General features: G+C 68.3%; 10 protein-coding genes. 1 reads left to right on the top strand and 9 read right to left on the bottom strand.

All coding sequences use genetic code 11. The annotated features are described in order from the left end of the window. Nucleotides 1-45: 45 nt before the first annotated feature. From flgG to flgB, 6 genes are all read right to left on the bottom strand, one after another. A complete protein-coding gene (flgG, locus tag PO768_RS19150) occupies nt 46-834 on the bottom strand; it encodes a flagellar basal-body rod protein FlgG (RefSeq protein WP_171018290.1) in 789 nt (262 codons plus the stop codon). Nucleotides 835-852: 18 nt separating this feature from the next. Next, nucleotides 853-1,590: a flagellar basal body rod protein FlgF gene (locus tag PO768_RS19145; RefSeq protein ID WP_272647318.1), complete on the bottom strand. Its 738-nt coding sequence runs from the start codon at nt 1,588-1,590 to the stop codon at nt 853-855. Nucleotides 1,591-1,671: 81 nt separating this feature from the next. Continuing rightward, the gene (locus tag PO768_RS19140; RefSeq protein WP_272647317.1) at nt 1,672-2,895 is read right to left on the bottom strand and encodes a flagellar hook protein FlgE; all 1,224 of its coding nucleotides are present in this window, start codon (nt 2,893-2,895) and stop codon (nt 1,672-1,674) included. A gap of 20 nt (nt 2,896-2,915) precedes the next feature. Further along, nucleotides 2,916-3,575 carry a flagellar hook capping FlgD N-terminal domain-containing protein gene (locus PO768_RS19135; protein ID WP_262972894.1) on the bottom strand — a complete coding sequence of 220 codons (660 nt, stop codon included), beginning with the start codon at nt 3,573-3,575 and terminating at the stop codon, nt 2,916-2,918. Continuing rightward, nucleotides 3,572-4,000, bottom strand: coding sequence for a flagellar basal body rod protein FlgC (gene flgC, locus PO768_RS19130; RefSeq protein ID WP_137943409.1), 429 nt, complete (start codon nt 3,998-4,000; stop codon nt 3,572-3,574). The genes PO768_RS19135 and flgC overlap by 4 nt, the downstream gene beginning before the upstream one ends. A gap of 9 nt (nt 4,001-4,009) precedes the next feature. Further along, nucleotides 4,010-4,375, bottom strand: coding sequence for a flagellar basal body rod protein FlgB (gene flgB / locus PO768_RS19125; protein ID WP_137943410.1), 366 nt, complete (start codon nt 4,373-4,375; stop codon nt 4,010-4,012). Between the two features lie 22 nt (nt 4,376-4,397). Between flgB and flgA the strand changes: the two genes are divergently transcribed. Further along, the gene (gene flgA / locus PO768_RS19120) at nt 4,398-5,084 is read left to right on the top strand and encodes a flagellar basal body P-ring formation chaperone FlgA (RefSeq protein WP_272647316.1); all 687 of its coding nucleotides are present in this window, start codon (nt 4,398-4,400) and stop codon (nt 5,082-5,084) included. 8 nt (nt 5,085-5,092) lie between these two features. On the opposite strand, the gene flgJ is transcribed toward flgA, so the two are convergent. The 3 genes from flgJ to flgM are packed head-to-tail and all read right to left on the bottom strand — an operon-like array spanning nt 5,093 to nt 6,517. Continuing rightward, complete coding sequence (gene flgJ, locus PO768_RS19115; protein ID WP_272647315.1) at nt 5,093-5,809, bottom strand: flagellar assembly peptidoglycan hydrolase FlgJ; 717 nt, start codon at nt 5,807-5,809, stop codon at nt 5,093-5,095. Beyond that, nucleotides 5,796-6,224: a flagellar export chaperone FlgN gene (gene flgN / locus PO768_RS19110; protein ID WP_269841523.1), complete on the bottom strand. Its 429-nt coding sequence runs from the start codon at nt 6,222-6,224 to the stop codon at nt 5,796-5,798. Before flgN ends, flgJ begins: the two co-directional genes overlap by 14 nt. Further along, nucleotides 6,221-6,517 (bottom strand): flagellar biosynthesis anti-sigma factor FlgM, encoded by a 297-nt coding sequence (flgM, locus tag PO768_RS19105; RefSeq protein WP_272647314.1) that lies wholly within the window; start codon nt 6,515-6,517, stop codon nt 6,221-6,223. Before flgM ends, flgN begins: the two co-directional genes overlap by 4 nt. Nucleotides 6,518-6,520: the final 3 nt, after the last annotated feature.

Genomic DNA, 6,520 nt, shown 5'->3' with positions numbered 1-6,520 from the left:
CGCCCAGCAGGGCCGCGACGATGAGGAGCGAGCCAACCGCGCGCATCAGCGCACCGCCTGCGACAGGTACTGCAGCATATTGTCGGCCGCCGACAGCACCTTGGTGTTCATCTCGTAGGTGCGCTGGGCGGCGATCATGTCGACCATCTCTTCGACCACCTGCACGTTCGAGCCTTCCAGCGCGCCCTGCTTGAGCTTGCCCAGGCCATCGGCCCCCGGCACACCCTCGGTCGGGGCGCCGCTGGCAGTGGTTTCCTGATAGATGTTGTCGCCCAAGGCCAGCAGGCCGGTCGGGTTGACGAAGCTCGTCAGGCGCAGCTGGCCCAGCTCGGTCGGCGCGGCGGCGCCTGCCACGGTGGCGCTGACGGTGCCGTTCTCGGCAATCGTGATCGCGGTGGCATTGGCCGGCACGGTGATCTCGGGCTGCAGGCGCAGGCCCTGGGCATTGGTCAGACGGCCTTCCGAGTTGACCTGCAACTGGCCGGCGCGGGTGTAGGCCGGGCGGCCGTTCGGGCCCTCGACCTGCAAAAAGCCCTGGCCGACGATGGCCACATCCATGCTCTGGCCGGTGGTCTGCAGGCTGCCGCTGGTGAAGACTTTTTGCGTGCCGACCATGCGCGTGCCATTGCCCAGCTGCACGCCGGCCGGCGCGGCCGCACCGTCCTCGCCGGCGGCGCCGGGCTGGCGTTCGACCTGGTAGAACAGGTCCTCGAACATCACCCGGTCGCGCTTGAAGCCCACCGTGTTGACATTGGCCAGGTTGTTGGCGATGGCCTGCAGCTTGGCGTCTTGCGCCTGCACGCCGGTCTTGCTGATCCACATTGCTGGGTTCATCGTGTACTCCTGTGTTTCTTACTCACGCACCAGGCGGTTGCCTGCGTCGGCCATGCTGTCGGCGGCCTTGAACAATTTCATCTGCAGCTCGAAGTCGCGCGCCAGGCTCATGGTCGTGACCATCTCCTCGACGGCCGAGACATTGCTGGACTCGAGCCGGCCGCTGCCGACGCGCACCGTCTCATCGACCGCCAGCGCCGCGCCGTCGCGGCCGACCAGCAAGCCGGCCTCGTTCTTGATCAGCTGCGCGAACTCGGGCTTGACGAGCTTGAGCTTGTCGACCGGCTGCAGCTCGGCGGTGCCGGGCGTCTGGATCGAGATCGTGCCGTCGGCGCCGATCTCGACCTTGCTGTGCGGCGGCAGATTGATCGGCCCGCCGTCGCCCAGCACCGGATGCTTGCCCAGCAGCAGATTGCCCTCGGCATCCAGCGTGAAGTTGCCGGCGCGGGTATAGGCCTCGCCGGCTTGATTGCCTTGGCCATACTGCACGGCGAACAGGCCCTGGCCCTGCAGCGCGACATCGAGCTCGCGCCCGGTTTCGCGCTGCGTGCCCTCGCGGGCGCTGACCACATCGCTGACCAGCTCGTTCAGATGCCGGGCCGCGTAGCCGTAGCCCTCGACCTGGCGAGCGTTGGACTGCTCGATATTGGCGCGAAAGCCCGGCGTCTCCAGATTGGCCAGATTGTTGGCATGCACCTGCTGAGCGCGCTGCACGCGCTCGGCGCCGCTCATCACGGTGTAGATCAGAGCGTCCATGTCAGCGCCCGCCCGGCCGCCCGAAGGGCGCTGAACGCCCCCTCGGGGGGCAATGAACGAAGTGAGTGTGGGGGCTCATGTTCAGACCGCCTGCATCAGGTTCTGCATCATCTCGTTCTCAGCCGAGATGACCTTGGTGTTGGCCTGGTAGTTGCGCTGGGCCGACATCAGATTGACCAGCTCGCCAGTCATGTCGACGTTGGACTGCTCGATCGCAGCGACGGTCAGCTTGGAGGCCGTGGCCGAGCCGGGGCGCGAGAACAGCGCGGCGCCGGTGGCGTCATTGGCCTCCCAGCTGGTGTCGTTGACGGCCTGCAGCGCGTTCTCGTTGGCGAAAGTCGCCAGTGCCAGGGTGCCGACGGTCTGCTTCTTGCCGTTGCTGTAGCTGGCGACGATGCTGCCGTCATCGGTGATCGCGGTGCCGGTCAGCGTGCCGGCAGCATAGCCATCGGCGGTGTTGGTCAGCGTCGTCGTGTCACCGGCGTACTGGGTCGTGCCCTGGTAGTCGATATCGACGCTCAGCGGCGCGGCGCCGCCGGCGATGGCCACCGGGCCGAAGGTCACCGGTGCGAGCGGGCCGGTCAGCTTGCCGTTGCCGTCAAAGCCCAGCGCCTGTGTGGCCGGCTGCATCGCGCCGTCGAAGCTGTAGCGCACCGTCACCGCATTGGCGGCGGTCTTGACAAAGTACTGGGTCACCTTGTGCACGCTGCCCAGCGAGTCATGCACGACCGAGGTGATGGAGCTGTTGAAGGTGGTCGGGTCATTGGCATTGAAGGCCGGCAGCGGGCCGGGCGCGCCGGGCACGGTCCAGTCGGCCGACAGATTGCCGTTGAATGCCAGCTTGGTGCTGGCTTCGGCGCCGATCTGGCCGGTCGGCACCTTCAGATCGCCCAGCGCCCCCAGGCCTGCGCCCGGGACCGGCTTGCCGGCGGCATCGACCACCACGCCATAGCCCTGGGCCTTGCGGCCGTTGGCATCGACGACGAAGCCGTCTTTGTCGACATTGAAGATGCCCACGCGGGTGAAGACCTGCTGGCCGGAATCATCCTTGACGGCGAAGAAGCCGCGGCCCTGGATCATCGCGTCCATGCCGCGGCCGGTGTTGAACAGGCCGCCACTCTTCTCGATGCTTTGCGACATCGAGCTGAGCTCGGCGCCGTTCATCTGCGTGCCCGAGTACATGGCCGAGAAATTGGCGCGGCTGGATTTGAAGCCGTAGGTGCCGGAGTTGGCGATGTTGTTGCTGATGGCTTCCAGGCTGCCGCTGACCGCGTTGATGCCCGAGCGTGCGATTTCGAAACTCATGATGTGCCCTTCGCGTGAATTTAGGAATTGGCCGCGGCGCGGCCCTTGAATTGGGTGATGGCGGCCGGCGTGATCTCGCCCAGCGCGCCCAGCTGCAGCAAGGCGCCGCCGTCGCCGGTCAGGCGCACGCTGCGCAGCTCGGCGACCACCTCGACCGCCGTGGCCTGCTTGGATTCGTTCTCGATGCGCACCTGGTAGCTGCCGCTGGCCAGGCCCAGCGCGGCCGGGTCCAGCTTGTAGCTGTTGGCGCCGGCGGTGCGCGGGCCCAGATCGATGCGCTTCTCGACGCCGTCGGCGCCCTTGAGCACCAGCGTGGCCGGGTTGGCATTGCCGTCCAGCGTGAAGTGGGTGTCGACCGGCTGCTTGTCGAGCTTGAGCTGCTCGACGCGCGCCTGCACGGTGGAGCCGACCTGGGCACCCAGGGTCAGCATCTGCAGGCTGGACAGCATGCCGGCATTGCTGGCGCCCTGCGCGGTCAGCTGCTGCAAGGTCTCCATCTGGCTCAGCTGGGTCAGCTGGTTGACGAACTCGCTGGGGTCGGTCGGCTCCAGCGGGTTCTGGTTCTTGATCTGGGCCACCAGCAAGGTGGTGAACAGCTGCGAGACCTCGCCATTGCTGCCGACGGCCTTGCTGGCCGCGCCCGCGCTGTTGCTGCTGGTGTCGTTCGTGACCGCGCTCATTGGCCTTCTCCCAGGCGCAGCAGCGACTGCTGCATCGCCTTGACACGGCCCAGCACCTCGACATTGGTCTCGAAGGCGCGTGAGGCCGACATCATGTCGGTCATCTCGGCGACCGGATTGACGTTCGGATAGAACACCTCGCCGGCCTCGTTGGCCAGCGGATGCTCGGGCTCGTAGACCTTGCGCAGCGGCTCCTCGCTCTCGACCACGTCCAGCACCTGGACGCGGCTGCCGGCCAGCTGCTGCTCGCCCAGGCCCTCGCGGGCGGCCAGCGCGGCGAACACCGGCTTGCGGGCCCGGTAGGTGTCGGCCTCGGAGCCCGAGGCCGATTGCGCATTGGCCAGATTGCTGGCGATGGTGTTCAGACGCGTGGTCTGGGCCGACATGGCCGAGCCCGCGATCTGGCTGATTTGCTTGAATGACATCGCCGCTCCTTACTGTCCGTTGATGGCCTTGGCCAGGCCTCTGAGCTTCATGTTCAGAAAGGTCAGGCTGGTCTGGAAATCCGAGGCGTTCTGCGAGAACGCCGCCTGCTCGACGCCCAGCTCCACCGTGTTGCCGTCCTGGGCCGCATGGAAGGGCACGCGATACTGCAGGTCCTCGCCTTCGGTATCGAGCAGCAGGCCGTCGCGGTTGTCCTGATGGGCCTGGCGCAGGGTGGCGGCAAAATCAATGTCTCGCGCCTGATAGCCGGGTGTGCTCTCATTGGCGATGTTGGAGGCCAGCACCTTGGTGCGCTCGGCGCGCAAACGGAGCGCGTCGGCGTGCTGGCCCATCGCCTTGCTGAAATCAATACTCATGCTTTGTTCCCCAAGAAATCTGATGCTGGCCAGCATGCTGGCCGTGACTATCGGCGATGTCGGCGCTGCCGTGACACGCGGTCTCGTCGACAGCGTGAACGAATTCGCCGAGCGGCTTGTGTTGGAGCAGGCCCAGCGCCAGGGCTGGCTGGAACCGCAGCTGCGCCTGACGCCGACGGCCAAGCCCAGCAGCGCGCCGCCCTGCCCCAGTGGCTGGCAGATCGAGGCGCTGGACACCCGCTATCTGAGCCGGCTGCGCTTCTCCGCCCACTGCCCGGACCGTGCGGCGGCGCCCCAGCAGGTGCTGCTGCTGCGCGGCCAGCTCAGCGCCGAGGTGCTGGTGGCGGCCCAGGCGCTGCGCCCCGGCCAGCTGATCACCGAGAGCGATGTGCTGCTGGAGCGGCGTGACATCACGAACGCGCCCGAGGCGCTGTCGCAATTCGATGCGGTGCTGGGCCAGAGCCCGCGCACCAGCCTGCGGCCGGGCCAGCTGCTGCTCAGACGCCAGCTGCAGGCGGCGCTGCTGATCAAGCGCGGCCAGAAGGTCAGCATCGTCGCGCGCAACGGCGGCATCGAGGTGCAGGCGGCCGGCGAGGCGCTGGACGCCGGCGCGCTGGGCGCGCAGATCCGCGTGCGCAATCTGGCCAGCGGCCGCATCATCAGTGCGCGCGTGCTGGACGAGGCTCAGGTCGAACCGGCCCTGCGCTGAAGCCGGCATCATCGCCCACCCGCCTTGATGCGCTGGGCCGTCGCGGCCAGCTTGTCGGCATAGGCCGGGTCGGTCGCATAGCCGCCTTGCTGCAGCGCCCGGCCATAGGCCTGGGCGTCGGCGCCGGTCTGCAGCGCAGCCTGGTAGCGCGGGCTGTTCAGCAGCAGTTGGGCAAAGTCGTTGAAGGCCTGGGCCGGTCCGGCATAGCTGCGGAAGCCCTCGCGGCGCTTGCTCGGCGAGCCCTGCTCGTACTCGGTGGTCAGCACCTCGGCGACCTCGCCGCGCCAGCTCGCGCCGGCCTTCAGCGCGAACAGATTGTGGCTGTCGCTGCCGTCGCTGCGGCGTATCGGCTTCTGGCCCCAGCCCGATTCCAGCGCCGCGTGGGCGGCCAGCACCTCGGGCGCGACGCCCAGGCGCTGGCCGGCCTGCTCGGCCAGCGGCGCGATCTCGCGCAGGAACTCCTGCTGGCTCGGGCTGGGTGCGGCGGCATTGTTCTCGACGGGCTCCCCGCTGGCCTGCAGCTGATGCCACAGACCTTCGGGGCTCAGCGCCGCGGCGCGCAGCGGCGCCGCTGTCGACGTGCTGCCGCTGCCGTTCTCGATGAACTGGCTGACCTCGCCATGCAGCTGCCGATACAGGCCGGAGAACTCGCCGCCGGCGCGCACCGCGCCGCCGGCCGGCAGGGCCGGAAAGCCGGCGCCGATCTTGAAATCAGCATTCAGCATAGGTGGCCTCCTCGACGCCCAGCACCCGCTGCATCAGTGCATGCTGGTCGGTGATCAGCTGGCAGTTGCGCAGGTTCAGGGCCTTGCACTCGATGACTTGCTGCTCCAGGCCTTGCCAGGCGGCCGCCAGCGTCTGGGCGCTGGCGCCCGACAGGCGCTGCAGCAAGGCCTCGACACTGGGCTTGCTGTTGCGGCCCAGCAGGGCCAGCAGCAGCTCGCTGCGCACCGCGCGGCGCTGGTCGAGTTGCTCGACCAGCGCCACGATGTCGGCGGCCAGCGCGCCGAGCTGCTCGCTGCGGTGGCGCAGCGCGGCCTGGAACTGTTCTTCGAGCAGCTCGCGCAGGCGGGCATAGGCCGAGCGATCCGCATGCAGATCGCGCAGCAGCCGCGCCAGCACCTCGGCAACCTTGCTCATCCCCGCCCCCCGTGGAAGCGCTGGATCAGCTTGGCCAGACGGCCGGCGTCGAAGGTGATCTCGCCGCGGGCCAGGGCCTCGCGCAGCATGTCCACCTTGGCCTGGTCGATCTCGGGCATCTCGGCCAGCGCCGCCTTGGCCAGCTGCAAGGTGCTGGACTCCAGCGCCGCGTCGACGGCCGTGGCCGAGCCCAGCACGGCCGGCGCGGCCTCGCGGGTCTTGCCGATCGAGCCGATCTCGTTCTTCTCGGCCAGCTTGTCGAGCGGCTGGCCGTTCTGTCCTGTGACTCTCATACG

This window comes from Paucibacter sp. XJ19-41, assembly GCF_028462495.1.
Lineage (GTDB): Bacteria > Pseudomonadota > Gammaproteobacteria > Burkholderiales > Burkholderiaceae_C > Roseateles_E.
This window is presented reverse-complemented; position numbering and strand designations above follow the sequence as displayed.

Coding starts and splice junctions, on each gene's coding strand:
- flgG (WP_171018290.1), bottom strand. CDS start 834: ATGAACCCAGCAATGTGGATCAGCAAGACCGGCGTGCAGGCGCAAGAC.
- PO768_RS19145 (WP_272647318.1), bottom strand. CDS start 1,590: ATGGACGCTCTGATCTACACCGTGATGAGCGGCGCCGAGCGCGTGCAG.
- PO768_RS19140 (WP_272647317.1), bottom strand. CDS start 2,895: ATGAGTTTCGAAATCGCACGCTCGGGCATCAACGCGGTCAGCGGCAGC.
- PO768_RS19135 (WP_262972894.1), bottom strand. CDS start 3,575: ATGAGCGCGGTCACGAACGACACCAGCAGCAACAGCGCGGGCGCGGCC.
- flgC (WP_137943409.1), bottom strand. CDS start 4,000: ATGTCATTCAAGCAAATCAGCCAGATCGCGGGCTCGGCCATGTCGGCC.
- flgB (WP_137943410.1), bottom strand. CDS start 4,375: ATGAGTATTGATTTCAGCAAGGCGATGGGCCAGCACGCCGACGCGCTC.
- flgA (WP_272647316.1), top strand. CDS start 4,398: ATGCTGGCCAGCATGCTGGCCGTGACTATCGGCGATGTCGGCGCTGCC.
- flgJ (WP_272647315.1), bottom strand. CDS start 5,809: ATGCTGAATGCTGATTTCAAGATCGGCGCCGGCTTTCCGGCCCTGCCG.
- flgN (WP_269841523.1), bottom strand. CDS start 6,224: ATGAGCAAGGTTGCCGAGGTGCTGGCGCGGCTGCTGCGCGATCTGCAT.
- flgM (WP_272647314.1), bottom strand. CDS start 6,517: ATGAGAGTCACAGGACAGAACGGCCAGCCGCTCGACAAGCTGGCCGAG.